This is a genomic window from Rothia sp. 27098_8_161, assembly GCF_041432905.1.
GTDB lineage: Bacteria > Actinomycetota > Actinomycetes > Actinomycetales > Micrococcaceae > Rothia.
On record NZ_JAPWAL010000009.1, the window covers coordinates 25,290 to 50,225 of the forward strand.

At 59.6% G+C, this 24,936-nt stretch carries 21 protein-coding genes, 1 tRNA gene and 1 riboswitch; of the genes, 7 read left to right on the forward strand and 15 right to left on the reverse strand.

All coding sequences use genetic code 11. The features are described 5' to 3' along the window. Positions 1 to 217: 217 nt before the first annotated feature. Both O3648_RS04695 and O3648_RS04700 read right to left on the reverse strand, forming a co-directional pair. A complete protein-coding gene (locus tag O3648_RS04695; protein WP_371568783.1) occupies positions 218 to 3,085 on the reverse strand; it encodes a UvrD-helicase domain-containing protein in 2,868 nt (955 codons plus the stop codon). Positions 3,086 to 3,260: 175 nt separating this feature from the next. Next, positions 3,261 to 3,333: transfer RNA gene (locus tag O3648_RS04700), tRNA-Arg, on the reverse strand. A gap of 161 nt (positions 3,334 to 3,494) precedes the next feature. Between O3648_RS04700 and O3648_RS04705 the strand changes: the two genes are divergently transcribed. Beyond that, a complete protein-coding gene (locus O3648_RS04705) occupies positions 3,495 to 4,511 on the forward strand; it encodes a DUF4031 domain-containing protein (RefSeq protein WP_314078532.1) in 1,017 nt (338 codons plus the stop codon). A 151-nt stretch (positions 4,512 to 4,662) separates the two neighbouring features. Here the strand turns inward: O3648_RS04705 and O3648_RS04710 are convergent, their stop codons facing one another. The 3 genes from O3648_RS04710 to O3648_RS04720 form a co-directional block, all read right to left on the reverse strand. Beyond that, on the reverse strand, positions 4,663 to 5,265 hold the full coding sequence (locus O3648_RS04710) for a C40 family peptidase (protein ID WP_279740939.1): 603 nt from the start codon (positions 5,263 to 5,265) through the stop codon (positions 4,663 to 4,665). After that, positions 5,266 to 5,425, reverse strand: a riboswitch (cyclic di-AMP (ydaO/yuaA leader). A gap of 697 nt (positions 5,426 to 6,122) precedes the next feature. Then, positions 6,123 to 6,827, reverse strand: a complete 705-nt coding sequence (locus O3648_RS04715; protein WP_279740940.1) for a metal-dependent transcriptional regulator — start codon at positions 6,825 to 6,827, stop codon at positions 6,123 to 6,125. 210 nt (positions 6,828 to 7,037) lie between these two features. Further along, the gene (locus O3648_RS04720; protein ID WP_371568785.1) at positions 7,038 to 7,805 is read right to left on the reverse strand and encodes a DUF3027 domain-containing protein; all 768 of its coding nucleotides are present in this window, start codon (positions 7,803 to 7,805) and stop codon (positions 7,038 to 7,040) included. A 151-nt stretch (positions 7,806 to 7,956) separates the two neighbouring features. Here O3648_RS04720 and O3648_RS04725 point away from each other — a divergent pair, with 151 nt between their 5' ends. The 4 genes from O3648_RS04725 to O3648_RS04740 all read left to right on the forward strand — a co-directional run bounded on the left by O3648_RS04725 (position 7,957) and on the right by O3648_RS04740 (position 11,201). Continuing rightward, entirely contained in the window at positions 7,957 to 8,229 is a 273-nt protein-coding gene (locus tag O3648_RS04725) for a hypothetical protein (protein ID WP_279788404.1), read from the forward strand. 74 nt (positions 8,230 to 8,303) lie between these two features. Further along, entirely contained in the window at positions 8,304 to 9,008 is a 705-nt protein-coding gene (locus tag O3648_RS04730; protein ID WP_371568788.1) for a response regulator transcription factor, read from the forward strand. Between the two features lies 1 nt (position 9,009). Next, positions 9,010 to 10,509 carry an ATP-binding protein gene (locus O3648_RS04735; protein ID WP_314078539.1) on the forward strand — a complete coding sequence of 500 codons (1,500 nt, stop codon included), beginning with the start codon at positions 9,010 to 9,012 and terminating at the stop codon, positions 10,507 to 10,509. A 401-nt stretch (positions 10,510 to 10,910) separates the two neighbouring features. Then, the gene (locus tag O3648_RS04740; RefSeq protein WP_279754740.1) at positions 10,911 to 11,201 is read left to right on the forward strand and encodes a WXG100 family type VII secretion target; all 291 of its coding nucleotides are present in this window, start codon (positions 10,911 to 10,913) and stop codon (positions 11,199 to 11,201) included. 230 nt (positions 11,202 to 11,431) lie between these two features. Here the strand turns inward: O3648_RS04740 and O3648_RS04745 are convergent, their stop codons facing one another. Continuing rightward, on the reverse strand, positions 11,432 to 12,880 hold the full coding sequence (locus O3648_RS04745; RefSeq protein WP_314078543.1) for an RNase H family protein: 1,449 nt from the start codon (positions 12,878 to 12,880) through the stop codon (positions 11,432 to 11,434). Between the two features lie 174 nt (positions 12,881 to 13,054). Here O3648_RS04745 and O3648_RS04750 point away from each other — a divergent pair, with 174 nt between their 5' ends. Next, entirely contained in the window at positions 13,055 to 14,047 is a 993-nt protein-coding gene (locus tag O3648_RS04750; RefSeq protein WP_279788398.1) for a 4'-phosphopantetheinyl transferase superfamily protein, read from the forward strand. Between the two features lie 133 nt (positions 14,048 to 14,180). Here O3648_RS04750 and O3648_RS04755 read toward each other — a convergent pair whose 3' ends face one another. The 7 genes from O3648_RS04755 to O3648_RS04785 form a co-directional block, all read right to left on the reverse strand. Beyond that, the gene (locus O3648_RS04755) at positions 14,181 to 15,284 is read right to left on the reverse strand and encodes an isochorismate synthase MenF (protein ID WP_371568793.1); all 1,104 of its coding nucleotides are present in this window, start codon (positions 15,282 to 15,284) and stop codon (positions 14,181 to 14,183) included. Positions 15,285 to 15,372: 88 nt separating this feature from the next. Next, the gene (locus tag O3648_RS04760; RefSeq protein WP_279788394.1) at positions 15,373 to 16,140 is read right to left on the reverse strand and encodes an SDR family oxidoreductase; all 768 of its coding nucleotides are present in this window, start codon (positions 16,138 to 16,140) and stop codon (positions 15,373 to 15,375) included. Further along, complete coding sequence (locus O3648_RS04765) at positions 16,137 to 16,811, reverse strand: isochorismatase family protein (protein ID WP_371568796.1); 675 nt, start codon at positions 16,809 to 16,811, stop codon at positions 16,137 to 16,139. Before O3648_RS04765 ends, O3648_RS04760 begins: the two co-directional genes overlap by 4 nt. A 303-nt stretch (positions 16,812 to 17,114) precedes the next feature. Next, positions 17,115 to 18,524: an FAD-dependent oxidoreductase gene (locus O3648_RS04770; protein WP_371568797.1), complete on the reverse strand. Its 1,410-nt coding sequence runs from the start codon at positions 18,522 to 18,524 to the stop codon at positions 17,115 to 17,117. 180 nt (positions 18,525 to 18,704) lie between these two features. Further along, positions 18,705 to 19,538 (reverse strand): alpha/beta fold hydrolase, encoded by an 834-nt coding sequence (locus tag O3648_RS04775; RefSeq protein WP_371568799.1) that lies wholly within the window; start codon positions 19,536 to 19,538, stop codon positions 18,705 to 18,707. Between the two features lie 27 nt (positions 19,539 to 19,565). Further along, positions 19,566 to 20,570: an NADP-dependent oxidoreductase gene (locus O3648_RS04780; protein ID WP_371568801.1), complete on the reverse strand. Its 1,005-nt coding sequence runs from the start codon at positions 20,568 to 20,570 to the stop codon at positions 19,566 to 19,568. 68 nt (positions 20,571 to 20,638) lie between these two features. Continuing rightward, positions 20,639 to 21,073: an Rrf2 family transcriptional regulator gene (locus O3648_RS04785; protein WP_279740961.1), complete on the reverse strand. Its 435-nt coding sequence runs from the start codon at positions 21,071 to 21,073 to the stop codon at positions 20,639 to 20,641. Between the two features lie 222 nt (positions 21,074 to 21,295). Between O3648_RS04785 and O3648_RS04790 the strand changes: the two genes are divergently transcribed. Beyond that, entirely contained in the window at positions 21,296 to 21,808 is a 513-nt protein-coding gene (locus tag O3648_RS04790; protein ID WP_279740963.1) for a DinB family protein, read from the forward strand. Between the two features lie 100 nt (positions 21,809 to 21,908). On the opposite strand, the gene rlmC is transcribed toward O3648_RS04790, so the two are convergent. Both rlmC and groL read right to left on the reverse strand, forming a co-directional pair. Further along, entirely contained in the window at positions 21,909 to 23,042 is a 1,134-nt protein-coding gene (gene rlmC / locus O3648_RS04795) for a 23S rRNA (uracil(747)-C(5))-methyltransferase RlmC (RefSeq protein ID WP_279741068.1), read from the reverse strand. A gap of 207 nt (positions 23,043 to 23,249) precedes the next feature. Then, positions 23,250 to 24,872, reverse strand: coding sequence for a chaperonin GroEL (gene groL / locus O3648_RS04800; protein ID WP_049346117.1), 1,623 nt, complete (start codon positions 24,870 to 24,872; stop codon positions 23,250 to 23,252). Between the last annotated feature and the right edge of the window lie 64 nt (positions 24,873 to 24,936).

A 24,936-nucleotide genomic window follows, 5' to 3' on the forward strand; every position in this document is an offset into this window, starting at 1 on the left:
CCCAAAGGCTGCGTACCGGGTAACTAACCCAAACTAACGCTCCCCCATCTGCCGCGAAATGCCAGCGAAAATGCGGCGTTTACCGCCCTACTCTGCAAAGCCCCGGCCACCTTCTCAGCAGGCGAACAACACGCCCGGCACAGCACACAAAAGAGGGGCGGGCACCCTCAGGTGCCCTCCCCTCCATCGGCATTGTTAGGTTCGCACGCCTGACGCGTTAGCTCACCTTCTCCAGCGGCGCGTAACGCAGTAGCAAGCGCTTCTCTTCCGAACCGAAGCGAACTTTCGCCACAGTCTTATCGCCGCTACCCTCAACGGCGAGCACGCGACCCTCACCGAACTTGGTGTGGCGCACGGTATCACCGACCGCCAGACTCGGAATTTCCTTGCTCTGGTGCACGCGGGAACGCTTCGTCACCTTCGAGGAGGCAGCCGCCGCCAGCCCGTAGCTTGCCGAGCCGTTAATATCCGCGGTAGACGGCTCAGAGCGGCGTGCGGGGCGAGAATCGTAGGGGTCGTAGGAGCCACGCGAACTACCGGAGCTGTAACCACCGGAACCGTAGCCGGAACGAGAACCACCCGAATAGCCGCCACCATACGAGCTACCGTAGGAGCTGCCGCCGTAGGAACCGCCACCGCGAGCGCCATACGCGCCCATACCGGAGGCACCAAAGCCCGAGAAACCGGCGGTACGCTTCCATTCGATGAGCTCCTCCGGAATTTCCTCCAGGAAGGGTGAAGGCGGGTTAAACTGGCTCTTACCCCACATGGTGCGGGTCTCAGAGCGGGTCAGGTACAGGCGCTCCATGGCGCGGGTCAGACCCACGTATGCCAGGCGGCGCTCCTCGCTCATTTCCTTCTCGTCGGTCAGGGCACGCTGATGCGGGAACAGGCCGTGCTCCATTCCGGTCAGGAACACCACCGGGAACTCCAGACCCTTGGCGGTGTGCAGGGTCATGAGGGTGACCATACCCTGTGCCTTCGCCTCAGCTGCCTCGGCAGCAATCTGCGCGGCGGAAGCGTTCTCACCCTCCACACTGGCGGGGCGGTTCGGGATCGAGTCGGCATCGGCGACCAGAGCCACGTGTTCAAGGAACTGCTCCAGGTCAGCGCCGGGGTTCTCGGTCTCGAACTCGACCATGGCGTCAAGCAGCTCGGAGAGGTTCTCCACGCGCGATTCGTCCTGAATGTCCTTGGAGGCACGCAAAGCTGCAAGGTACCCGGTCTGCTCCAGAACCGCTTCCAGGCAGGTTGCGGCGGGCTCGGTACGGGCAATCTGCGCCAAATCGTCCATGAGACGCACGAATTCGGCGTACTTCTTAATCGCGGCGGGGCCAAGGCCGGGGATTTCGGCTGCCTGGTGTGCGGCGGTGTAGAAGGAGATGCGGTTTGCACTCGCGTACTCCGCCACCACGGACTCAGACTTGGCACCGATACCGCGCTTGGGCTCGTTCAGGATGCGGCGTACGTTCACGTCGTCATCGGGGTTGCTCAGGGCGCGCAGGTACGCCAGGGCGTCCTTGATTTCCTTACGCTCGTAGAAGCGGGTACCACCGACCACGCGGTAGGGCAGGCCGGCACGCATGAGCATGTCCTCGAGGGTTCGGGACTGCGCGTTGGTGCGGTAAAAGATAGCGACGTCACCTGGCTGCACGCCGTGCTCATCGGCAAGGCGGTCAATTTCGCGGGTGATGTAGCGTGCCTCGGCGTGCTCGGATTCGGCGACGTAACCGATGATCTTCGCACCCGCGCCGGAGGCGGTCCACAGCTTCTTGGGGCGACGGTCGGGGTTGCGTTCGATGACCGCGTTCGCCGCGGAGAGGATGTTCTGCGTGGAACGGTAGTTCTGTTCCAGCAGAATCGTGTGGGCGTTCGGGTAGTCCTTCTCAAAGTCCGTGATATTGCGGATATCCGCACCACGGAAGGCGTAGATGGACTGGTCGGAGTCACCCACCACGGTCAGCTCGGCAGGGGGCACGGCGTCCGGGTAGGGGCCGCGGTCAGCCGGTGCCTTCGCATGGGCGCCAACCAGTTCACGCACCAGCTGGTACTGGGCGTGGTTGGTGTCCTGGTACTCATCTACGAGGACGTGGCGGAACTTGCGGCGATAGTAGTTCGCGATTTCGGGGAACTTCTTGAGCAAAAAGACGGTGCGGCCAATCAGGTCGTCAAAGTCGAGGGAATTGGCGGCACGCAGACGTTGCGTGTAGACGGTATAAATCTGCGAGATAGTCTTCTCGTATGGGTTATCGCTAGCCACGCGGGAGGCATACACTTCGGCGCTGACCAGCTCGTTCTTCAGCGCGGAGATGCGGTTGCCCACGGCCTTGGCGGTGAACTTCTTGGTGTCCAGGTTGAGCTCTTTAATGATCAGGCTCAGCAGGCGCTGCGAGTCGGTCGAATCGTAGATGGTGAAGGTGGACTTCAGACCCAGGGCGGCGGCCTCACGGCGCAGCACGCGCACGCAGAAGCTGTGGAAAGTAGAAATCCACATGTGCTTGGCGCGCGGGCCGACCAGCGCCTCAATACGTTCACGCATTTCGGCGGCAGCCTTGTTGGTGAATGTGATAGCGAGGATCTGGCCGGGGGTCGCGCGGTGGGTTGCGAGCAGGTAAGCGATGCGGTGGGTGAGCACGCGGGTCTTGCCGGAGCCGGCGCCCGCGACGATGAGCAGGGGCGAGCCAGAGTGCATCACGGCTTCTTCCTGCCGTTCATTGAGCCCGGCGGTGAGGGAGGCGGGGTCCACAGCGTTGAGGCTGTGGGTGCGTTCGTTATAGGGGTCAGCGGGGTCGAAGTCCTCGCCGTAGCCGCCGACACGGTAGGCGGGCGGCATGAAGTCACCGAGCGGATCTGCGGCGGTGAAGGCTGCGGGTGCGACGGGTACGTCCTGGGCGTGTGCCTCCATCATCGGAGCATCCATGGCAGGGGCGTGGTAGTCATCCTCGGCAGGAGGTACATCGTAGTAGGGGTCGAAGGGCGGCTCATCATCCACTACCGGTGCTGCGGGGATGACGAGTTCGGCGTCGAACAGACCGTCCTGTTCGGTGAAGGGCTGCTTCTGCTGCTCAGACTTGTCCCTCATCATCTACCTCACTGCATAGAATACACGTTCGATATTCCATGCTACCGCATTTGCTCCGCAGCTCCCACCCGTCTGCTTATTCGCCTCTCATCATTCGATCCATGATAAGAAAACCGCCCGCGCCTGCTAACGCAAGCGACGGGCGGTTTCTCGTACCGGCGCGATTGCCGGTTCTGTGTGCCCCCGAGACGATTCGAACGTCCGACACCTTCTTTAGGAGAGAAGTGCTCTATCCCCTGAGCTACGAGGGCGTACCAATCCAGTATAAAACACTCCACCCGCAGGTTGGCACAGTCTACCCAAGCCGTCAGCATCCACCGGTTGTCACGCCGCGCTATTCCCCTGTCCCAACCCGTGTTCGCCACCCGAAGACACCCGCTTCCGGCGGCAGAACCACTCCTACAATGTACAAATGAGCATCTACATTGACCCGCCCACCTGGCCCGCACACGGCACCGTCTTCTCACACCTCATCTCCGATGTCTCACTGACGGAACTGCACAAATTCGCCGCAGCTGGTGACATCAGTGAGCGCGCCTTCGACCGCGACCACTATGATGTTCCAGCACACCTCTACAAGGATCTAGTACGGGCAGGTGCGAAGGAACTCAGTGGCGCGCAGCTGACTCGCACGCTCATTGCGAGCGGTCTGCGGATTCCCCTGAAGGAGCGCCCCGAGAAGATTCGCCCACGTCTGCTTCGCGCCTGGGAGGCAGCATTTACTCCCCGCCTCACGCGCATGGAGGTTCCTGCCGAGCTGCGAGCTCAACTCATGGCGCAGGTGGTGGAACTGGGTGAGAGCATGCTTCATGCGTGGGAACAGCCGCACCGAGCCTACCACCACAGCGGGCACCTTTCACAGATGCTCACCGATCTGGACCGCCTCCACGCACATCGCGCCCAGGCAGGTTCTACCCCCCTGGCATTGATTCTGGCGGCGTGGTTCCACGACGCGGTCTATGAGGGCACACCGGGTGAGGATGAGCGCCGCAGCGAGCAGCTGGCGAGCGCCTCCCTGAAGCCGCTAGTTACCGCGGGTCTACTCACCGAGCACGAGCTGCAGATGGTAAGCCTTCTGGTGCGCGCCACGGCAACCCACAAGCTTCCCAAGTCTGCCGATCTACCGGCGGGCTATGAACCGGCCGATATTGAGCTCTTCCTCGATGCCGATATGGCTATCCTGGCAGCTGATTCGGCACGCTACCGCCGTTACCTGCGCGGAGTGCGTAGCGAGTACTCCCATTTTGACGATGAGGCGTTCCGTACCGGTCGTACGACCTTCCTGCGTTCCATCCTGGGCCGCGAGCGCATCTTCCTCTCCGAACAGGCTCTACAGCTCTGGGAGGAGCCCGCGCAGGCTAATCTGCGTGCTGAGCTCAGCGAGTGGGAGCAGGAGCCGCAGAGGCTTCTGCAAGCTCTGATATCCTAGCCGCATACAGCTGAGAATGCACCCACGTTAAGATGCACTCTCGACGGTATTGTCACGGAATCTCTCGGGTATGCAAATGGCGCCCACCCCATATGGGGTGGGCGCCATTTTGAAGTATGTTGGGCTAGACCCAGCTCTTATGCGCTAAGGCTTAGAGAGCGGTGTAGTAGCCGTCAACGGACATCCAGGAGGTGGGGTGTACCAGGGTACCGTTGGTGGGGTTCAGAGCGGAAATCATCTTGCCGTTGCCCAGGTAGATACCAACGTGGCTGTAGCCGTTCTGGAAGACGATGTCGCCGGGCTGGGGGTTAGCGGTCGGGCGCAGCTCGTTCTTCATTGCGTAGGTGAAAGCGGTCAGCTTGATGCCGTGCTGAGCAAAAACCCAGGAGGTGAAGCCGGAGCAGTCCCATGCACCGAAGGTCTTGCCGCCCCAAACGTATGCGCCACCCAGTCCGCTCATTGCGGTTGCAACGATTGCATCGCGAGATGCGTTACCGGTGGAAGCGGAGGAAGCTGCGGGTGCCGGAGCTGCAGCGGGTGCAACGTAAGCCTGCTGGTTCTCAGCCTGGGGTGCAACATAGGTGGTTGCGGGGGTGTTGTAGCTGGTGTAATCAAACTCGTAGTTGGTGTAGTCGTAGGACAGATCAGCAGCAGCCGGAATCTGTGCGAATGCGTTCGCGGGAACGGTTGCGCCGAGCAGGAGTGCGCCTGCAGCAATGGTTGCACCTGCGGTACGTACGATCTTCTTAGCCATTGGTAATTCCTCCATTGCCTGACGAGGTGAGCTGTCGGACTCGAGCATGGATTCGCTCGGCCACCGAAGTGACTTAGCCCCGAGGCTTCTCGATTGAGAAGCCGTATCCCAGCTTGGGGATTGGGTCCCCCGCTTCTGCCATATTGGGTAGACGTTACATCGAAGCGTTGGCAGAACTCAGCGGAACCGCTTCGGCGGTGCCCTCTTACGATGAGGATTTTGGCACAAATCGAGAATACACAGAAAACTCCCAGTTGTCACCTCATTTGGACTTAAATTTTGAGCTTTCTCCCCCGGTGGAACGGAGCGAGTTTGGGCGGTCAGAACCCCGCTTATTTGCGGGCAATTAATTAATTTAAGGCATTTGACTAGGTATTTCACAAGGATACACATTCGCTTTTAACGCACCACCGCACCTTAAGGACGTGGTTCAAAACTCATAAAAATGAACCTCGTCTCTTAAGGTTTTACCCCCCATTACCCACCCAGAAACCGGCTTGTCCCTCAGTTTCAACTTCAGATTTAAGCGAAAACTACGAAAAATGCACTCAAGCACAGCTGCCAAAGAGTTATGAGAGGAGTATATGCTCGCTCACGCGAGAGTGGTCTGCACCACTGATACACGCCGTTTAATTCACCTTTTGTAGCCCGAATACGCCGCATTCCTCCGCTTTTGCCCATTTCTTCCCGTATATACGGCGTTTTGCGCCAATTATTGAGCTAAATCGTCACTATCTAGACAAAGTCAGTTCTCGGGAAGCAACGGCACAAAAAACGATGGTACCGCCTCCTCAAGTAAGAAGGCGATACCACCGTTTAAAGCGTGAAGCGGGTTAGTAGACTCTCAAAACTGGAGCTTAGAGGCTGCCACCGCGCTTGACCACAATTGCGTTTGCCACGTCCATATCCAGGGAGAGGGTGTCCTCTTCACCATCGGCGTGAACAATCACATCATTGTTCTGGCCAGCAACCACGGACACCGAAGCGCCGTAGACAATACCTGCGTCAGCCAGCAGTTTCAGCAGCTCAACGTCAGTCTGAATGGACTCGGGGAAGCGAGAAACGGTGAAACGATCCTCGGGACCGGAGTCACGTGCAGCCAGGGACATGGGTACGGTGCGCTCGTCATTCTTCTCGCTAGTATGACCCAAATACTCCAGGCCGGGGATAGCGTTACCGTACGGGGAGAACTTGGGGTCCTTGAGCATCTCCAGGATGCGCTTCTCCACCTTGTCACTCATGACATGCTCCCAGCGGCATGCCTCTTCGTGCACGTACTCAAGTTCCAGACCAATAATATCGGAGAGCAGGCGCTCAGCTAGGCGGTGCTTACGCATCACCTCAACAGCCTTGTGGCGACCTTCCTCAGTCAGTTCGAGGTGGCGATCCGGCTCAACTGTGAGCAGGCCGTGCTTCTCCATACGCGCCACAGTCTGGGAAACGGTCGGGCCGGAGTGCTCGAGTCGTTCAGCGATGCGCGCACGCATGGGGACAATGCCCTCTTCCTCCAGTTCGAGGATGGTGCGCAAATACATCTCTGTAGTATCGATGAGGTCTGTCATATATCTCTCCCAGCTATCACCACAACAGTGCTTAGATAGCACTGCCTAAGTCGTTACTTATTCAATAATCTATTATGTACTTTTTCAGCGGCTTTTGCCACGGCTTAAGTCATTGAGTCGCCCAACAATAACCATTGGACGACTCAATACAACACCTTATATATACATTTTGTTATCCCACCCTTTATTAAGAGGAGTGGATCGTAGGCTCTACTCTGCGGACTCAGCCTCGGCAATTTCCTCCGCAGCAGAAGCGTTCTGCGTGGTTTCCTTCTCCGCCGAGTTGTTCTCTACGGGCTCACCGGACTCAGCAGATTCCTCAGTAGTTGCATCAGATTCTGCGTTCTCCTGCGCGGCGTTCTCCTCCAGGTCTTCCGGGCGAACGCGGTCAGCCCACGGAACCCAATCTGGCGCGATGAGCGCATCATCACCGGGCAGCAGGCCTACCTCACAGATCGTTGCCACGCGGGAGCGAGGCGCACGCGAGAGGGTCGCAAACCAGAACCAGCCACGGTAACCGGGCAGGGTGCACTCAAACAGGTGAGTGCTCAAGCGCTCTTCCTCGGCGCGCACATGGTGAACCAGACCGATAGCGTGTGCAGGGGCGATTTCTCGCACACCCTGCAGTGCTACATCCTTAGCGGCGGCAAGAATCTCATCCACCTTAGAGGTGCGGCGCAGCTTGTGCGGAACACCCAGGGAGGGGGCCCCTACCTCTTCATCCAGCGGGGTGAAGGGGTCGGGGGTGGAATCTTCGTCCTGTTCAGTTTCTTCGGCAGCGGATTCCTCGGAAGTAGATTCTTTCGCAGGCGTCCCAGCCACCTCAGGCTCCTCAGCGTTCACGGAGGGCTGAGTCTCAGCAGGTACAGCGCTACCCTCGTCAGTACTCTCAGACGCGGCAGAAGGCACAGCGGACTCTGCGGGCGCGTTAGTAGCGGGTGTAGTTTCGGGGAGCAGTTCAATAACCTGTTCAGACATACCCCTATTAAAGCATCTCGGGTGCACAAACAGTGTGGCCGCTCCCCCAAGCTTCACATACACTGTGAATTTGGGTGAATTTGGGTCTCAAACCGCTAAATCTGGGGATTCGCCCACGAACAGCTATGTGTGAGCTGATACCGTTAAATCCATGAGTAATGAACCCGCACAGGACAAGCACAACACTGCAGAGCAGACCCCTATATCCCTGCCCTATGCCGGAGCCATCCGCTGGCTCGGTGCAGGCGGCGCGATTCTCGCCCTGCTTTGTCTGCTCACCGGAGTTGCCATGCTCGTGATGAAGTGGGTTGGGGCAACGCCGCCCGCCCTCATGAGCCAGATTCCGCTGGTCCTCCTACCCGTCGCTTTTATTGCACTCATGGCTGCACTGTTCTTGTCGGTCATGCGCCGCAACAAGGCATAGAGATTCGAGCCTCAAGCTCACACGCATCATTCACTTATCAAGTACAGCCTGCCATTCAGAGAGAAAGATAGAGTATGTCTGCTGAAGCAAAACTCCTAGTCGTCGATGACGAGTTCAACATTCTTGAATTGCTCGCCACCTCCCTGCGTTTTGCCGGTTTTGAAGTAGTTACCGCCGGTAACGGCCGCGAAGCCCTCGAAAAGGCACACGCCGAAAACCCCGACCTCATTGTCCTGGACGTCATGATGCCCGGCATGGACGGTTTCGAGGTGACCCGCCGCCTACGCGAAAACGGCACCACCACCCCCGTACTCTTCTTGACGGCGAAGGACGCCACCGAAGACAAGGTAACCGGTCTGGGTGTCGGCGGCGACGACTACGTCACCAAGCCCTTCTCTCTCGACGAGGTGATTGCCCGCATCCACGCCATTCTACGCCGTAGCCGCAGTATCCAGGATGAGGATGATGCTGTACTGCGCGTTGATGCCCTCAGCCTGAACGTGGACACCCACGAAGTGTTCCTCGATGACGAAGAGATTGACCTCTCCCCCACCGAGTTCAACCTGCTACACTACCTGATGCTCAACGCCAACCGCGTACTGTCCAAGGCGCAGATTCTCGAACACGTGTGGGAGTACGACTTCAATGGCGACTCCTCCATCGTTGAGTCCTATATTTCCTACCTACGCCGCAAGATTGACAACAACCGTGAAAACCACGAGCCGCTCATCCACACCAAGCGCGGTGTGGGCTATATGATTCGCGGTTCTCGAGGCTAACGTGGCGCTCAAACCCCTCGACCGGATTCCCCAGTCTCTCTCCCTTCGCACCCAGCTGGTGCTCATCACTTCCATGCTCATCGCCCTCTCCATTGCGGTGACGAGCCTGGTTGCGATTTCCGCTCTGCGCGCCCAGATGGTGCATCAGTTGGACGAAGAGATGAAAAGCAGCGCCCCTTCACTCGTGCAGCTGGCGACCGTACGCCCCTCCGGCAATCAGGAACAATCCCTGAGCACCTACCGCCTGTACCTGCTCGATAAGGATGGCAACGTACTGTACTCGCTCAAATCTGAGGACAGCGAACAGTTCAGCGAGCCGGTGCTGCAGGGCTGGACCGAAGAGAAGGTTCGCAAGCAAAACGAGGAGGCGGTCACCGTCAACTCGATGGGCAGCTCCTCCGATTGGCGTGTGCTCGCCGTGCCCATTGTAGCCAACGACACGTCAGGTCTGTCGGAGGAGGCCTCCCTCATCATTGCCATGCCGCTGAAGCAAACGAACCAGGTGGTCGCCCTCGTGGGTGTGCTGACCTTTGCATTTGGTTTGGCAACTCTCGCCTCCGCAATTGCGATGACCTGGGTAATTGTGACCCGCACCTTCGAGCCGCTGGCTCGCGTGGAGCAGACCGCCGCCAAGATTGCTGCCGGTGACCTCTCTCAGCGTATTGAGGACTACAACCCCAGCAATGAGATTGGTAACCTCGCGGTTTCACTGAACACGATGCTCACCCAGATTGAAATGCTCTTCAAAGCCCGCGAGAAGAGCGAAGCCAAAATGCGCCGGTTCGTGGGTGACGCTTCGCATGAGCTACGCACCCCGCTGGTCAGTATTCGAGGCTACTCAGAGCTGTACCGTCAGGGCGCGCTACCGACCGATGAAGCTGTCGCTACCGCGATGAGCCGCATCGAATCGGAGTCCAAGCGTATGGGCCAGCTCGTAGAAGACCTACTGACCCTGGCACGTATTGATGAGCGCCGCGAATCCAAACTGGCGCCCTTCGACCTGTTCAATCTTGCGGTGGACGCTAGTAACGACGCCTACGCTACGGCACCCGATCGTGTAGTGTCCCTGGTGGGCCTGAACGAAGAGGTTGCGCCGACCTCCGCAACCGTGCTCGGTGACGAATCACGTCTGCGTCAGGTGGTGGCGAACCTACTGACCAATGCCATGCGCTACACCCCCAACGGTTCTCCCCTGGAGATTGCGGTGGGCGTGCGCGAAGAGGTTCCCGGTTTCCCACTGTCCGTGATGGAGGTGCGCGACCACGGCCCCGGTATTCACGGCGAGGACCGTGAGCGCGTCTTCGAGCGTTTCTACCGCACCGATACTTCACGTTCGCGTGAGACCGGTGGTACGGGTCTGGGCCTGTCCATTGTGGCTGCGATTATTGAGCAGCATGAGGGCAGGATTCATATTGAAGAGACCGATGGTGGCGGTGCTACCTTCGTGATTTCTTTGCAGTTCTATCCGCCGCCTGTCTCGGACGATCAGCTGATGAAGTAACACTGACGCATAAACCCCCGGATTGTAGACCTTGAGTGTTCTACGATTCGGGGGTTTTGGTGTGCCCTGCAGGTGGGACTATATCGCGGCGAGGCGATAACTCTCGGTGGTGTGAGTGAGGAGAAGATACGAGGCTCAAGAACAGCAGGTCAATCTAGCGTACGTCATGGCGGCGTCATTTTCAGGAGGGTTTTCGATTTTTTCGAGATACTGGAGTGAATCTGGCGGGTTTATCCACAGATTTATCGAAACATCATTTTTCATATCATTTGATACATTTTGAAGGATATATTGATAACAAGCTTCCGGTCAGGAACTCAACTCTTCCAGAGATCCAAAGCCCAAGCACCATCACGGGGCAACCGCCCCACCCATCTCACATATCTCAAAGGAGAAAAACCATGGCACAGTTCAATGTCGATTCCGAAGTCATCGCAGCCAAGAGCGCACAGGCACGATCCTACGTCGCATCCATCACCGCAGACGTCAACGGTATGACCTCATCCCTACACGACCTGCAGAGCTCCTGGACCGGCTCTGCATCCGCTAACTTCCAGGGTGTTCTGGACCAGTGGCACGCAACCCAGCGCCAAGTCGAAGCGTCCATCACCCAGATCAACGAGGCACTTACCCGCGCAGGTATGAACTACGCAGACACCGAGCAGGCTAACGCCTCCATGTTCGTCGGCTAAGAGGTCAGGGCAATAAGCCCAGAAGCCCACCCGCAGGCAGGCGGGTAGATCGGGCGGCTAAAAGGTCCCGACCGCACGGCACACCGCCCGCCAGACTCACTAGAAGTCGGCGAACATTGAGAAAAGCCCCACCGCATCCTCGCAAGTGAGGATGCGGTGGGGCTTTATTGCACGAAAATCTTTGGATCCAAGAGCCCAATCCTTAGGAGCCGAGCGTTAGGAGTTCAGCTTTAGGAGGCGGGGGTCTCCTGGCGGAAACGCAGACGCCACAGGCCGCGCTCAGCGTCGTAATGCCAGATGCTCGAACGGCTCACGCGGCCGCGTGCGGTGGCAACCGCCGCCATGACCAGCACACTAGAAGTATCCAACACCTGCACACCTTGCTTGAGCGGGGCACCCTGCTGGGTGAAGGCGCGTTCGCGGTACTGCAGCACCGAGGAGCGGGACACCGACTTGCCGGTGGCGGTCACCCATACCAGACGCTCGTGCAGCATAGACTCCAGCTGCGCCGCCTCCATAACGGAGCCGCGGCTTTCGAGTAGCTGTTCTGTGGTGGCGGCCTCCTCAGGGTTCAACGCAAGCGCGGCGGGAGCAGGATCAGCGGGCGCGGGTGCAGATGGATGGGTACGCGCAACAGGCTGAGCGGACTCTACGGTCTGTGCGGGTATCGCGGCTGGCTCTATGGCAGGCTCTGCCGCCTGATTTTCTGCGTGTTCTTCCGTCTCACCTAGAAGTTCCGCCGGGTCAACATCATTCGGGTCCAAGCCCGCGAACTCTTCCAGGCCGGTCAGGTCATCCTCTTCTTCCATCTGCGCGCCATTGGATGCCTGCTGAGCGGTCTCCTGTTGGTGCGCCAGTGCCTTTGCATCACGCTCAGCGGCACGCTCTGCCGCGAGCGCCAACTGTTCCTTACGGGCGCGGACCGCTTCCGGATCGGGGGCATTCATCGCGGATGCAGGGCGCAGCAGACCGGACAGGCGCAGGCTCTCCATACCGCGCTGGGCGTTCTCAATCTCGGCTGCGGTGAATTCCTGTACAGGCAGGTGGGCATTCGCAGAAGACTCAGAGGGTGCCGAATCAGAGAGAGCAATGTCAGAAAGTGCAGGTTCCGCAGTCGGAGCATTCACAATCGGGGCTTCAACAGCCGGAACATCAACAGCCGGAGCCTCTACAGGCTTAGCCGCAGTAGCGGGTTCAGCAGAGGCTCCAAAGCCGGGACCGTGCGCGGGCTCGCGGCCCTCCTGGTAGGCGCGGGCAGCACCATTTGCCAGGGAGTCCGCCTTCTCGTTGAGCTCGTGACCCGCATGGCCCTTCACCCAAATAAACTCGTAATCGCGGCCGGTCAGCGCCTGATCTAGCGCCTCCAGAAGCTCGCGGTTGAGTACGGGCTTGCCGTCAGACTTCTTCCAGCCCTTCTTCTTCCAGCCGGGCATCCACTTGGTCAGCGAGTTAATGACGTACTGGCTATCGCAGTACACGCGCAGCTTCGCCTCCGGGCGGGATGCGGTTGCCTCGAACAGGTCCAGAACAGCCTTGAGCTCACCCATGTTGTTGGTGCCGTGCGTCCAGCCGCCGCTCGCCCAGTGGTCGTTATCGATATACCATGCCCAGCCCGCCGGTCCGGGGTTGCCCAGCGCCGAGCCGTCTGCGGCGGCAATAATCTCTTGCGTGCTGTTCACGGTACCTTCTTTCTGCGCCGCTGCTCTATCGTGCGGGCGGCTGTCCGTAATGATGTCTGAGATGACTTTACCGCACCGGCGGCGAGGGTGCGTAGCGCGCAGTTACAGCTGTGGACAACCTCATGCTACCTCGTAGCGCCATTTGCCGTAATGCCGGGCGGGTACACTAAACCTATGAGCTATTCTGCCCCCAAAACACCCAGCGCACAGCACCCGGAGCTCCCTACCGCCCGTCCGAGCGAGCGTGTGCAGATTTTCGCTCTTCTCACCCGCACGATGTACGGTTCCCTGCGTTTTAGCTGGTTGAGCTACCTGGGTCTTGCTGAGCAACAGCATGCGGCGCAGTTGCCGACCTCCACGGCGGCAGTTAGCTATCTGAGCACTCAGGCGCTCATGCGCGCTATGGCGGCGGCTCGTCTGGATGTGCCTTCGAGTGCCGCCTCTGAGATCGAGGTGGATCGTTCCTGTGCCCTGTGCACCAGCGGCAAGAAGCACGGTAAGCCGCGTATTGCGGGCGTGAATTTCAATATGTCGCAGGTGAATCCGCTGGTGGTTGGTGCGTTTAGCCGTAACACCTCGGCAGTACTTGGCGTGGATGTTGAGACCCTGGATGCGCGCCTGTTCTCCGGTTTTGCGCGTCTGGCACTCTCAAATGAAGAACGTGCGTTCTATGAGCGGGTGGCGCAGGAACGCCCAGCACCCGTACTGCATCTGCTTTCTGTGGCGCTGTGGACCGCTAAGGAGGCGGTGCTCAAGGCAACCGGTCACGGCCTGAGCGTGGTGCCCTCCCTGGTTCGAGTGCAGCTCACCGATGAGCTGCTGGATGCGCTCGAGCTTGCCATGAACGAGGAGGTTCCGGGGGATCTTCTGGACAGTGACGTTCCCGAGCCGGCTGCCCTGCGTGTGCTGACCCAGGACAGGTTTGCCACCCAAGCGACCTTTAGCGCCCCCCAGGGCGGCAATCAGGGCGGCAAAGCTATCGAGCGAAACTTTAGCCTGCAGTGGGTTCCCGTGGCACTGCCCGACGCGGAGAACCCCGAGCACACGCAGAAGATGCTCATCGCCCTGGCGGTGGAGAGCCCGACCGAGGGTGAGCCCGCGCAGGTTGAGGCTCAGCTTCTGCCGGTGGCTACTCCCCTGGAACTCAAGCGCCTGCTCACCGATTAGCCACGCTCATTCCCCTAACAATTTATACAACGACTGAACGCGCCCGCCATGCCAGCGAGCGCGTTCAGTCGTTGTATTCTGCTGTTTTCTTCAGCCGTTGTATTCTGCCTCGTCAAGGCGTTCAAGGCAGACCCTACGGGGTATCTTCACCCAGGGTATCCACGCCCAGGGCGCAGCCGAAGCTACCGAGCTTCGTGCCGGTCTCCGTATGTTCCAGCTCCGGATCGGACTCAGCCACAATACCCGCGCCGGCGTACAGCACCACCTCATCTGGGCTGACCTGGGCGCAGCGCAACACCAGCGCCCACTCGCCATTGCCCTCAGCATCCATGTAGCCGACCAGACCGCCAAAGTAGCGGCGATCAAAAGACTCCAGCTCACGAATCATCTGCAGAGCCTTCTGAGTGGGTGCGCCACAAATCGCGGGAGTCGGGTGAATCGCGCGGGCACCGTCCAGGCAGGTCAACCCCTCCTTCAGCACGCCGTCAATGGGGGTTGCCAGGTGCCAAAGCTGAGGGGTCTGCAGCAGCGAGGGCACCTGCGGCACGTTCAGCTCCTCGGCGATGGGTGCCAGGCGTTCGGCAATATCGTTGATGACGTAGGCATGCTCGTCGCGGTCCTTCGGCGAGGCAAACAGGCGGTCACGAATCGCCTCATCCTCGGTGCTACCGGGCTCGGCAATGCGCGGGGCGCTACCGGCAAGCGGGTGGGTCTTGAAGGCGCGACCCTCGGTGCGGAACACCAGCTCCGGGGAGGCGCCCATCAGGTAGCTTCCGCTCATGCCACGCTCGCCCTCGGGCAGGCGCACCGCAAAGTTGAATGCGGAACGCTGCTGGGCGCGCAGGTTGTTATACAGCGCCTCCAGGTTGAGGGCACCGGGTGCGTAGCGGGCACGCAGAATACGAGAAAGCACAATCTTGCTCAGCTCACCCGTCTTCATGCGCTCCACGGCGGTCGCCACGGCGGCACGGAACCGGTCGTTCTGCCGGCCGGTGACAGATACCGGCTCGGCAAGCGCCACAGTCTGCTCGGGGACCGGTACCTGCTGCTCCTCCAAGCGTTCGGGCACGAAGAGGTAGGCGGGCATATCCGGGTCAAAAGGAATCAGGCCCACGACGGCACTACCGGCGCGTTTCGCCTCGTCCAGGGCATTATCGAAGGTGACAGGGGTCATCGCACCGGATGCGCGCAAGATGCGGGTGCCGGTGGCAAAGATAAAGTCGGGAAGGTTCGTCATCGTACTTCTATCAGTGGTGTGTGAGTTCGCGCCGGAAGCACATAGAGTACAGTGCAGGCGCGGGTATATTGCGGTCACATCAGTGCCGCTAGAGGGTCGCACCGCCGTCGGCGACAATCTCCTGCATGGTGATGTGGCGTGATGCCTCAGAAATGAGGAAAGCATTCACCGAGGCAATATCCGTTGGATCAGCAATACGGCGCAGCGGAATGCCCAGGCGGAAGGTCTCCGGGTTGCCGGCAACCGGTAGAGCAGAACGGTCCTCCCCCTCCCAGGCGTCAGTCACCATGGGGGTTCGGGTGGTGCCGGGGCAGACCGAGTTCACACGAATACCGTGCGCGGCAAGTTGCAGACCGAAGCTGGAACTCACGCGTGCCGCCGACGCCTTGGACGCACCGTAGGCGCCAAACTCCGCACGGGGTACACGCGCCGCATTGGAGGCGACCGTCACCAGGGAGCGGCTATTCGCCGGGTCGCTCTCCTGCTGGTCAATCATGATGCGTGCGAATTCGCGCAGGCACAGGAACACGCCGTCGGAGTTGACCGCGTGCAGGCGCTTCCAGGTGTCAAAACTGGTTTCCAGCAGTGGCTGGCTGTGGGCGATACCCGCGGCGAGCACCGCACCGGTGATGGGTTCGTCGAGTGCCGCCACGGCTTCTGCGAGGGTGGTAACGGACTCTTCGCTGGTAACGTCTACGGCACGGTAGCGGAAGATAGCGTCCCCGTAGGTAGCGAAAGAGGCAATGGGTTGCTGTGCAAGGTCCGCCGCAAATACCGAATAACCGTTCTTAATGAGCTGGTGGACAGTTGCCTCACCAATACCGCCGTTTGCACCGGTCACAATAACCCAGCTCATGCGTGCGCCTCCTCAGCGGTCTGTAGGTCGGCGAGTACATCGGCGGTATTCAGCACCCGGGCGCAACGGCCCGAAGCGTACTCGCACGCCATGCGGTGCTCACCTTCCGAGAAGTCAGCGAGCGCATCGGCAACCATAAACGGCTGAATATCACGCATGAACGCTTCCAGCGCGGTGGTCAGGCAGCCAATGTGTGCATACACGCCGCCGATAATGAGCTGGTCGCGACCGGACTCCTTGAGCATGTCCTCGAAGGGGCTGCGCACGAATGCGGAGTAGCGCCACTTGGTCAGCATGGTGTCGCGGCCGGTAGGTGCAAGTGCGTCGAGCACGCGGGCGGACTCGTCATTCTGCAGGCCGTCGCCCCAGAAGTCGATGAGCAGGCGGCGGTCTTCGGGGTTTTGGCGCGGCGGCTGCGCGGTGTAGTAGACGGGGATTCCAGTAGCGTGGGCGGCGTCAATGAGACTGCGCAGATTCCGAATAGCAACGTTGATTTGGGCGTCCGGGTTAGCGTTGCCCTCACCCAGATCAGCTCCTTCGAAGGCTTGCACGAAGTGTACCTGCATGTCGTGCACAAGCAGTACAGCGCGGCTGGGGTCTACAGTCCAGCTCACGCGGTTGCTGTGTTCACGGTCAACGTAGGTGTAGGGCTTGATTTTGGGCAGTGCCATGATTCTCCCGGTTCGTGCCTATGGTTTTCGGTTGTATGCGCGGCGCAGGCGGTGCACTGTGGCGGGCGTAGTAGCGAGTGGGAGTCTCCTCCGATCCCTCTCACATCCCCCAAATCAGTGAGCTTGCGCTTATCTCATAACCATCTTAGGGCATGCTTAGCTACAAGGTATATCTGAGCCTTAACAAAAATGCTTCCCCACCCGCACCCCCGTTGACAGCACAACGGGTGGAACGGGCAGGGAAGCACTCAGACAAGCAGAAACACTATACGAACCGCGAATCCAGACGCGATTCTAGTTCAACTAGTTCACGGGCACCGCGACGGCAAGAACCTCATTCAGGCCCTCAGTGATTGAGGGATGAGTGTAAATCTCATCGCGCAGCTGCGAAGCAGTAATGCCGTGGCGCATCGCCAGAGCCACCAGGTTAATAACCTCCATGGACTCAATGACCAACAGCTGGGCACCCAGAATCTGGTCGCTCTGCGCGTCAATCACAAGCTTCATGATGCCGCGCGGGTTCTCCTGGGTCTTCGCACGCGGCATCGCAGCAATTGCAGCAACCGGCTTCGAAGCGACCTTCACCTTGTGGCCAGCCTCGATTGCCTCACGCTCAGTCAGACCCACGGAGGACAGCGGCGGGTTCATGTAGATGGTTGCAGCCACTGCCTTACGGTCCTTAGTGGAGCGGGAACCGTCACCAACCAGCTGGGAAAGCACCACGCGGTAGTCATCCATGGAGATGTAGGTGAACTGCGGGCCGCCGTTCACGTCACCGAGCGCGAAAATGTTCGGCACGGTGGTTCGCAGGTGTTCATCCACGACGATTGCGCCGCGGTCGTTGGTTTCGATGCTGGTGTTCTCCAGCCCCAGACCCTCGGTGGCGGGTTTGCGGCCGGTCGCGACCATCACGTAGTCCACCTCCAGCTCCTGAGTAGCACCCTCGGAGTCGAGGTAGGTCACGGTCACCGAGTCAGCGCCGTCTTTGAAGGACTGCACACGTACGCCGGTGTGAGCGGTAATATCCTGATCTGCAATAATCTCGCGGGCAACCTGGGCAACGTCCTCATCGTAGCGGCCGAAGAGGGCGGGTACGCCGTCAAGAATGGTCACCTCAGTGCCGTAGGAGGAGAAAATACCGGCGAATTCAACACCGATGGGGCCGCCACCGATAATGCCCAGGCGCTTGGGGCGCGGGGTGAGCTTCTGCAGCTCGGTGGAGGTGAGCACACGCTCAGATTCGCGGATACCCTCAATCGGCGGGATAACCGACACGGCACCGGTGTTGATGATGAAATAGTCGGCGGTAACACGCAGGGTGTCCTCGCCCGCAGTGACCTCAACCTCGGTGTCGGAGATGAAATGTGCGTGACCGTCAATGAGCTTAGCGGTCTCGTTGGAGAGCAGGATCTCGCGGTTCTTGGCGCGCATCATGCCGGTCAGCTTGTCGCGGAAGACCACGGCGGATTCGTAAGCGGCGTCTGCTTCTTCAAGGGTGTGGTCACCGCTGGCGCGGAACTCGTCGGCGCGGTGCACGAGCGCCTTGGTGGGTACGCAACCGATGTTGATGCAGGTGCCGCCGTACATGCCGGTGGACTGTTCGATGAGGGCAACGTTCTTGCCGGTCTTGGCGTATGCGCCGGCGAGGGTCTTGCCGCCCTTGCCGAAGCCGATGACGACCATGTCAAAGTGCAACTGAGCGGGGGTGGTCATGATATTCTCCTGTGAAATTTAGATGATGATGTCTTCACAAAGTTCAACAGGAAGAAATGAGTATTATTCCCGCGCTCCATATTTTTCTCCCCCCTCAACCACCGCTAGGACATAAATAAAGCCCCCATCGCACTGCACAGGACGCACCGCACAGGACGGTAGGGGCTTCACAGGAGGTGGCTAGCTCAGGAAGTTCAGCAGGTCCTCAGCGAACTCATCTGCGTACTGGAAGAGTGCGCCGTGACCGGAACGGCGGTACATCTTCAGCTCGCTCTGCGCAACCTTGCGGTGCATATCGTAGGAGTTGACGCTGGGCACCATCATGTCGGTTTCACCGTTGACGATGAGGGTGGGCTGGGCAATGTATGCCATATCGTCCTGCTGCTGCTTGCCCCAGCGGCGGATAGCCACCAGCTGACGCAGGAATCCGATAACCTTCATCGGGGTACCGCGGTGCGCCTCGGTGCGGGCACCCATACGGTCCAGTACTCGCTGCGCCTCAATACCGCCCTGTGCGTCGTGGGTGTAGAAAATGTAGCGCTTCGGGTTGATCTTCTCGCGGGCTGCACGCGCCATGTAGCCGAAGGTAGTTCCGGTGACGGCATCAATTCCAGCGCCACCGCGCGGGCCGGTGCCAACCAGCACCAGGCGGTTGACGAGGGCGGGGTAGGCGCGTACAACTTCCTGAACGATCATGCCGCCCATGGACAGGCCCAGCAGGTTGACCTTCTGGTAGCCGAGGGCCTGAATAATTTCTGCTGCCTGATGAGCCATACCGGGGATAGTGGTCGCAACAGAACCTTCGCTAGAACCCACGCCGGGCAGATCCATCACGATTACGTGCTGGCGCTCAGCGAGCAGGTCAAGTAGTTTGGGGTCCCAGTCGTCCATAGTGGCGGCGAGGTGCACGAGCATAACCAACGGAATGTCTGAGTTGCCTTCTCCGAGTTCTCGGTAGGCAATCTCCTGGTTATTAACGGTGGTGTAGCGGGTGGGAGTTTCGAGGTAAGACATGATTCTTCTTTTCGTTGAGTGGGGCGCTTAGGAGGCGAAGGAGATAACGGTCTTGCCGTTGGAGCGGTCGTTAGCGACCTTGTCCAGGGCCGCATTGACGTCTTCGAAGGGGAAGACAGTATCGATGGAGGGCTTAATCTGACGCTCAGCGAAGATGTCAGCAACCTGCTGCAGCTGCGCGCCGTTAGATTCGACGAAGATGAAGTGGTAGGTCACGCCGTACTTCTGCGCCTTGCGGTCCATGGTGCGACCTGCCGCACCGAAGAGCAGCTGCTTCCAGAAGGGCATGCCCATGCGCTGTGCGAATGCCTTGTTGGGCATGCCGCGCAGGGAGACGAGCTGACCGCCGGGCGCCATGATGCTCATCTGCTTTTCAGTCTCGTCGCCGCCGAGGGTGTCGAGCACGTAGTCGATACCGCTGAGGGTTTCAGCGTAGTTTTCGGTCTTGTAGTCGATGAAGCGGTCAGCGCCAAGACCCAGCACGCGCTCCTTACCGGAGGCGCTACCGTTAGTGATGACGGTCAGGCCCTTTGCCTTTGCCAGGGGAATTGCCATGGCACCCACGCCGCCGGTACCGCCGGAGATGAAGATGGTCTTGCCGGGCTGGGCACCCATCAGGTCGAATGCCTGCATGACGGTCAGGGCGGTCAGGGGAACGCCTGCCGCTTCTTCGTCGCTGAGGTATTCGGGTACGCGTGCCAGGGCGGCCGCATCCACGGCTACGTATTCTGCGAAAGCGCCGATGCTGTTCAGCGGCAGGCGGGCGAAGACGCGCTCGCCGACCTTGAAGGAGGTGACGCCTTCACCGAGGGCTTCTACGCGGCCGACGATTTCGTTGCCTGCAATCTGAGGCAGTGTGTAGGGGGTGATGAGCTTGACTTCACCGCGGGAAATCATGTTGTCGAGGGGGTTGACGCCTGCGGTGCTGATCTTGACGAGTACCTGCTGTGCGCCGGGGCGGGGTGCGGGTACATCGGTGACGGTGAGGGCGATGTTGTTCTTGTTGTAAGAAACGATCTGTGCTGCCTTCATGGGGTGTCCTTTCGGGTGTGGTGTTATTCGGTAAGTTCTAGTGCCGGGTTTAGCCGTGTTTGAGCCGGTTATGCGGGAGGGGTTTTTCCTGCCGCGGTGTAGAGGTTTGTGATGACGTTGCGCAGGCTTCGCTGCGCAAGGTCTTGAGCCAGCTTAGTTTGGGTTTCCTCGAAGATGGGGTTGACCGCCTGGAGGATGTGGGCGCCGACCGGGCATTCTTCGTTCGCGTTGTGGTGCGTGTGGAAGAGGTTGATGCTGCTGCTTTCCTGGACGGCGAGGTAGATGTCGAGGAGGCTAATGTTCTCTGCCGAGCGGGTGAGCTGGTAGCCGGGTTTGCCGCGCTGGGAGCTGAGGATGTCTGCCTTTTTGAGAAGGGTGATGATTTTGCGAATGTAACTGGCGTTGGTGCCGACGCTACGCGCGAGGTCTTCAGAGCTGAGCGTTTTTTCGCTTTCGCTGATCATCGTTAGGACGTGTAGTGCTACCGAGAATTTGGTGTCCATGTCCCCTCCTGGGTTGTGTGCCGCATACCTTAGTTGTATCCGTATCGGATACAAGTACAACTATGGCAGTAAAAGCTTACATCGTCAAGTTTTATATCTACGACGTGCGCCATAAACACAAAGACGGCTCTCTCCTTCCACAGCCACCCCTCAGAGCCCGCGCGGGCGTAGACTGAAACTACCCGGTTCCTTATGAGAAGCCGTCATCTTCAGGAGGATTCCATGAAAACCCACGAGATTCTGCGCGACGCCGCCAGCCGCCCCGGTATCGAAGCCGCCGTAGCCGTCAAGGGGCTATCCCCCGAGGCGCTCAACGCCCACCCGGGCGGGCACCCGAACTCTATCGCCTGGCTCCTCTGGCACGCCGGACGACAAATGGATATGCAGCTTTCTGCTCTGAATGGTCAGCCGCAGGTCTGGAAGACTCAGGGTTTCAGGGAGCGTTTCAACCTGGGCGAGCTCGGCGACACCATGGGCTACGGCCACACCGCCGAGCAGGCACGCTCCATCGTGGTTGAAAATTCTACGCTGATGGTGGAATACCTTGTGGCAACCGGCGAAGCGCTCGCCGACTACGCACATAGGCTGAGCGAGGCTGATTTGAGCGAGATTATTGACCTTTCGTGGACTCCGCCGGTAACTCGCGGTGTGCGCCTGGTCAGCCTGATTGACGACGCGGCCCAGCACGTAGGCCAGGCAGCCTACGCGGCGGGTATTCTTGCCGCGCAGAATTAAGAGCGGAGAGCTAAACCTCGCCCCAACAGCAGGCACGAAAAGGCGGTGGTGCCTCGGACACAACCATCCGAGACGCCACCGCCTACACGTCTATAAGCCGCTACTGCTTCTGTAGCAGCACCATTACCTCATAGTGGTCCGTATGCGGGAACATATCCAACACACGGCCCTGCACCGGCGCATACGAGGGCATACACTCCAGATCCTTCGCCAAAGTCACCGCGTTACAGCTCGAATACACCACACGGTCAATACCCGAACCCTCAACCCAAGCGCACAAGCTCTCACCAATACCGCGACGCGGCGGGTTCACCACCAGCATCTGCGGCACCGTGCCCGAAGACACCGCGAACTCCGGCGCATCCTGAGCCGAAAAACTCACGCCCTCCAGACCGTACTCAGCCACCGTGCGCTGCGCCGAAGCAACCGCCTCCGCACTAATCTCAATACCCGTCACCGAGCCGCCATCCATCACCGAAGCGGCATGTAGGGCAAAACCGCCCACACCACAGTACAGGTCCCACAGCGAGCGCGGAGCAACCTCACGCACCCACTCGCGGCCCTGCGCATACATCGCCTCAGCAACCTTCGTGTTTGTCTGGAAGAAGCTCTGCGGGCGCAGATGCAGAGTCAGGTCATTCACCTGCATTGGCAGAGTCTGACGCTCCGAAAGAATAATCTCCTCATCACCCTCAACACGCGCCACCGGTTCACGCAGCAGGTTCACCGACAGCACCGCCAAGTTCGGCAGCTGCTCCTGCAGCCAGTCCATCTGGCGGCGAATCGGCACCATCAGCTTCTTTGAACGCAGCACGAAACGCACCATCAGCTCACCCACAGCCGAAGCAGTCACCAGAATATTCTTCAGCTCACCACGACGGTTCGGAATGTCATAGGGGGTCAGGTCCGCACGCTGAATCAGCTCACGCAGCACCGGAATAGCCGCCTGAATCGGCTCCATATAGAGCGGGCATTCTCCAAGATCAGTGGAGGTGCCCGTACGGTAATCCACGATGCCCAGGGTCGGGTTCTTCGCCGAACCACCCACCACGAGCTTCGCCTTGTTGCGGAAGCCCGCCTCCGCGCTGGTCACCGGGTCCAGCCACTGCAACTGCGGGTAGTTAGCGAGCAGGGCGCGGGCGTGCTCCTGCTTCACCTGCACCTGCGCGGGGTACAGGGTTTCGATGTTGGTGCAGGAGCGGCAAAGACTCTCACGGTAATAGACGCATTCCATAAGGAGCCATTCTACCGCCTCCGTCGCCGGGACAGGACGCATGGGCACACAAAAGCGGGGGCGGCCACCCCTCATGGGTAGCCACCCCCGCCTCGTACGGATGCGTGGACCTGTGCCGGCTAAAGTACCAGCGTTAGGTCACCGCCGAAGGCCACTTCGGGCCCTTCGGATTCCATAACTTTTTGCCCCATCAGGGACAAAAAGTTATTACATCATGCCGCCCATTGCGTCCGCACCGGGAGCAGCAGCACCAGCGGGCTCCGGCTTGTTCGCAACAACAGCCTCAGTGGTCAGGAACAGACCAGCAATCGACGCAGCGTTCTGCAGAGCCGAACGGGTCACCTTCACCGGGTCAGCAATACCAGCAGCCATCAGGTCCTCGTACTCGCCGGTCGCAGCGTTCAGGCCGGTACCAGCAGGCAGGGAACGAACGCGGTCAACCACAACGCCCGGCTCCAGGCCAGCGTTAGCAGCAATCTGCTTCAGCGGTGCGTCGATAGCCACGCGCACAATGTTCGCGCCGGTAGCCTCGTCACCGGTTAGCTCCAGCTTGTCGAAGACCTTCACGCCAGCCTGAATCAGAGCAACGCCACCACCGGGGACGATACCCTCCTCAACAGCAGCCTTAGCGTTACGCACAGCATCCTCAATGCGGTGCTTGCGCTCCTTCAGCTCAACCTCAGTTGCGGCACCAGCCTTCAGCACAGCAACGCCACCGGCGAGCTTAGCCAGGCGCTCCTGCAGCTTCTCACGGTCGTAGTCGGAGTCGGAGTTAGCGATCTCTGCGCGAATCTGAGCAACGCGACCCTCGATAGCTGCTGCGTCGCCTGCACCCTCAATGATGGTGGTCTCGTCCTTGGTCACAACGACCTTGCGAGCGGAACCGAGCATATCCAGGGTTGCTGCGTCCAGGGACAGACCAACCTCTTCGGTAATGACCTGGCCGCCGGTCAGGATAGCGATATCAGCCATCTGAGCCTTACGGCGGTCACCGAAGCCCGGAGCCTTCACAGCAACAGACTTGATGGAGCCCCGCATCTTGTTCAGCACCAGCAGAGCCAGAGCCTCACCCTCAACGTCCTCAGCAACGATCAGCAGCGGCTTGCCGGACTGCATGACCTTCTCCAGGACGGGGACGAGGTCCTTAACGTTCGAAATCTTCTGGTTCACAACCAGGATGTAGGGGTCCTCCAGGACTGCTTCCTGACGCTCCGGGTCGGTCACAAAGTAACCGGACAGGAAGCCCTTGTCGAAGCGCATACCCTCAGTCAGTTCGAGGTGCAGACCGAAAGTGTTGGAGTCCTCAACGGTGATGACGCCTTCCTTGCCGACCTTCTCCATTGCCTCAGCAATGAGCTTGCCAATCTCAGCGTCGCCAGCGGAAATAGATGCGGTTGCAGCGATCTCTTCCTCAGTCTCAACTTCCTTCGCGGAGGAGAGCAGAGCCTCGGTCACAGCCTCAACAGCCTTCTCAATGCCGCGCTTGAGGCTCAGCGGGTCAGCGCCAGCAGCCACGTTGCGCAGGCCCTCGCGAACCAGTGCCTGAGCCAGAACGGTAGCGGTGGTGGTACCGTCACCTGCGATGTCGTCAGTCTTCTTAGCAACTTCCTTAACGAGCTCCGCACCAATCTTCTCGTACGGATCCTCCAGCTCGATTTCCTTCGCGATCGAGACACCGTCGTTGGTGATGGTGGGGGCGCCCCACGCCTTCTCCAGCACAACGTTGCGGCCGCGGGGGCCAAGGGTCACCTTCACTGCATCGGCGAGGGTGTTCAAACCGCGCTCAAGGCCGCGGCGTGCCTCTTCGTCAAAAGCAATGAGCTTTGCCATAAGTGTCCTCCTGGACGATCGGATTTTTCCTTCACCCCTGCGGGTGCGGTACATCTAAATCGGG

Excerpts from the sequence above, each read along its gene's own strand:
- O3648_RS04740 (WP_279754740.1), top strand. The coding sequence starts at position 10,911 with ATGGCACAGTTCAATGTCGATTCCGAAGTCATCGCAGCCAAGAGCGCA.
- groL (WP_049346117.1), bottom strand. The coding sequence starts at position 24,872 with ATGGCAAAGCTCATTGCTTTTGACGAAGAGGCACGCCGCGGCCTTGAG.
- O3648_RS04790 (WP_279740963.1), top strand. The coding sequence starts at position 21,296 with ATGAAAACCCACGAGATTCTGCGCGACGCCGCCAGCCGCCCCGGTATC.
- O3648_RS04765 (WP_371568796.1), bottom strand. The coding sequence starts at position 16,811 with ATGGCACTGCCCAAAATCAAGCCCTACACCTACGTTGACCGTGAACAC.
- O3648_RS04770 (WP_371568797.1), bottom strand. The coding sequence starts at position 18,524 with ATGACCACCCCCGCTCAGTTGCACTTTGACATGGTCGTCATCGGCTTC.
- O3648_RS04705 (WP_314078532.1), top strand. The coding sequence starts at position 3,495 with ATGAGCATCTACATTGACCCGCCCACCTGGCCCGCACACGGCACCGTC.
- O3648_RS04760 (WP_279788394.1), bottom strand. The coding sequence starts at position 16,140 with ATGAGCTGGGTTATTGTGACCGGTGCAAACGGCGGTATTGGTGAGGCA.
- O3648_RS04720 (WP_371568785.1), bottom strand. The coding sequence starts at position 7,805 with ATGTCTGAACAGGTTATTGAACTGCTCCCCGAAACTACACCCGCTACT.
- O3648_RS04775 (WP_371568799.1), bottom strand. The coding sequence starts at position 19,538 with ATGTCTTACCTCGAAACTCCCACCCGCTACACCACCGTTAATAACCAG.
- O3648_RS04725 (WP_279788404.1), top strand. The coding sequence starts at position 7,957 with ATGAGTAATGAACCCGCACAGGACAAGCACAACACTGCAGAGCAGACC.
- O3648_RS04715 (WP_279740940.1), bottom strand. The coding sequence starts at position 6,827 with ATGACAGACCTCATCGATACTACAGAGATGTATTTGCGCACCATCCTC.
- O3648_RS04730 (WP_371568788.1), top strand. The coding sequence starts at position 8,304 with ATGTCTGCTGAAGCAAAACTCCTAGTCGTCGATGACGAGTTCAACATT.
- O3648_RS04710 (WP_279740939.1), bottom strand. The coding sequence starts at position 5,265 with ATGGCTAAGAAGATCGTACGTACCGCAGGTGCAACCATTGCTGCAGGC.
- O3648_RS04695 (WP_371568783.1), bottom strand. The coding sequence starts at position 3,085 with ATGATGAGGGACAAGTCTGAGCAGCAGAAGCAGCCCTTCACCGAACAG.
- O3648_RS04780 (WP_371568801.1), bottom strand. The coding sequence starts at position 20,570 with ATGAAGGCAGCACAGATCGTTTCTTACAACAAGAACAACATCGCCCTC.
- O3648_RS04750 (WP_279788398.1), top strand. The coding sequence starts at position 13,055 with ATGAGCTATTCTGCCCCCAAAACACCCAGCGCACAGCACCCGGAGCTC.
- O3648_RS04755 (WP_371568793.1), bottom strand. The coding sequence starts at position 15,284 with ATGACGAACCTTCCCGACTTTATCTTTGCCACCGGCACCCGCATCTTG.
- rlmC (WP_279741068.1), bottom strand. The coding sequence starts at position 23,042 with ATGGAATGCGTCTATTACCGTGAGAGTCTTTGCCGCTCCTGCACCAAC.
- O3648_RS04785 (WP_279740961.1), bottom strand. The coding sequence starts at position 21,073 with ATGGACACCAAATTCTCGGTAGCACTACACGTCCTAACGATGATCAGC.